The following is a 1,579-nucleotide window of genomic DNA, read 5'->3' as shown; positions in this document are numbered from 1 at the left end:
GAGAGTTTTCTAAAACTTCTTTATCAATAGGTGTATATGTTGTAACAATTGCATCTGCATCTTTTGTTTTTTCTAAAACTTCTGCTTTTGTTTTACATTTTTCTCTATAAAACTCATGCCCAGCATCTATAACCATTTTTTCCATCATATCAAGATATTTATTTTCTCCTGTAATATGCACATCAACAAAAACCACTTTTCCCATAATTAATTCCTCCTAGTATACGTTAATTGTAATATATATTTAAACGATAAATTATTTAAATGAAACCTTAACAGAACCAACTCCACCGAAGTGAGCTGTAAAATTATCACCTTTTTCTATTTTATAAACATTTGTAAATGAACCCGACATTATTATTTCTCCAGCTTTAAGGCTAATACCATAAGCAGCAATCTTATTAGCTAACCATGCTACTGCATTTGCAGGATTTCCAAGAACTGTAGCACTTGCTGCAGTGTCTAAAACAAGTCCATTTTTCTCTAAAACAAGACCTATTGTTCTAAGATCAAGACCATCTATAGGAATCATTCTACTTCCAAGTATAACTTTTGCACATGATGCATTATCTGCAATAGTATCTTGTAATGTTATTTTCATATCACTATAACGAGAATCTACTATCTCAAAAGCAGGTATAATACCTTTTGTTGCAGCCATTACTTGTGCTGCTGTAACTCCTGGTCCTTTAATATCTTCTCCTAGAACAAATGCTAATTCTGATTCAATTTGTGGTTGAACCATATCAGAAAGATCTAAAGCAACATCTTGCTCAGCCATGTTTGAACTTAAAATGTGTCCATAATCAGGTTCGCTAATTCCTAATGCCTTTTGCATAGCGAAATTTGTAAGTCCTATTTTTTTACCAACTATAACCTGACCATCTTTTACCTTTTCATCTACAGCTGCTAACTGAATTTTGTAAGCATCATCCACTGTTATCCCTGGGTATGTTACTGATAATTTTTCTATTTTACCTGCTGTTTTTTCAGCTTCATAAAGCTGTAATCCAATTTTTTTAATATCCATTGTTTTCTCCTCCATTTTTATATATCCTTATATTTTTTCTTGAATCAATACTTGATGCCAAAGATATCATTGTTCTTGCAATAAAAGACCAAAAACCTCCATACTTAGGTGTTGACCATATGAGGTAAACCATGAAATTCCAAAAGCAATAAAATCGTACCTGATATTGACAAAAGGAAAAGTACAATAGTAGTAATTTCAATTTTTATTTATAAAACATTTTCCCAAAGTCTATAAACCTCTAATGACCAAGACCTATAATTATAAGTCTTAAATTCTTTTGTTCTTCTAAAGGACTTTATACCTTGATTTACAAATACAAATATCCCCCCAAAATGACCTCCAGACCAAACTGATGCTATTGCAAGAACTGTGGATTTTGAAATACTTGACTTAATATTGATATCTGTATTTATATAAAGCAATATCCATGCCAAATGTAAAAGTCTTGATTTTAAAGGATTTTACTATATTAGATTATCGTATCTGTTAAAATACGTTTTACTGATGCAACAAACACGTTGATATATTGCAACAAAACATAGTATA

Annotated in this window: 3 protein-coding genes; all 3 read right to left on the bottom strand. The window is 30.8% G+C overall.

Annotation, left to right across the window (positions count from 1 at the left end; translation table 11 throughout):
- The coding region (locus VLM92_RS03985) for a hypothetical protein (RefSeq protein WP_331681679.1) at window positions 1–205 on the bottom strand (205 nt) is incomplete at its 3' end.
- 51 nt (window positions 206–256) lie between these two features.
- Window positions 257–1,030 carry a 2-keto-4-pentenoate hydratase gene (locus VLM92_RS03980; RefSeq protein WP_325275058.1) on the bottom strand — a complete coding sequence of 258 codons (774 nt, stop codon included), beginning with the start codon at window positions 1,028–1,030 and terminating at the stop codon, window positions 257–259.
- Between the two features lie 209 nt (window positions 1,031–1,239).
- Entirely contained in the window at window positions 1,240–1,467 is a 228-nt protein-coding gene (locus VLM92_RS03975; RefSeq protein WP_325275057.1) for a hypothetical protein, read from the bottom strand.
- Between the last annotated feature and the right edge of the window lie 112 nt (window positions 1,468–1,579).

It is taken from the genome of Romboutsia sp., assembly GCF_035470145.1.
In the GTDB taxonomy this organism is placed as follows: Bacteria; Bacillota; Clostridia; order Peptostreptococcales; family Peptostreptococcaceae; genus Romboutsia_D.
This window is presented reverse-complemented; position numbering and strand designations above follow the sequence as displayed.

What these genes read in the sequence shown, in the direction of transcription:
- VLM92_RS03980 (WP_325275058.1), bottom strand. Translation starts at nt 1,030, where the DNA reads ATGGATATTAAAAAAATTGGATTACAGCTTTATGAAGCTGAAAAAACA.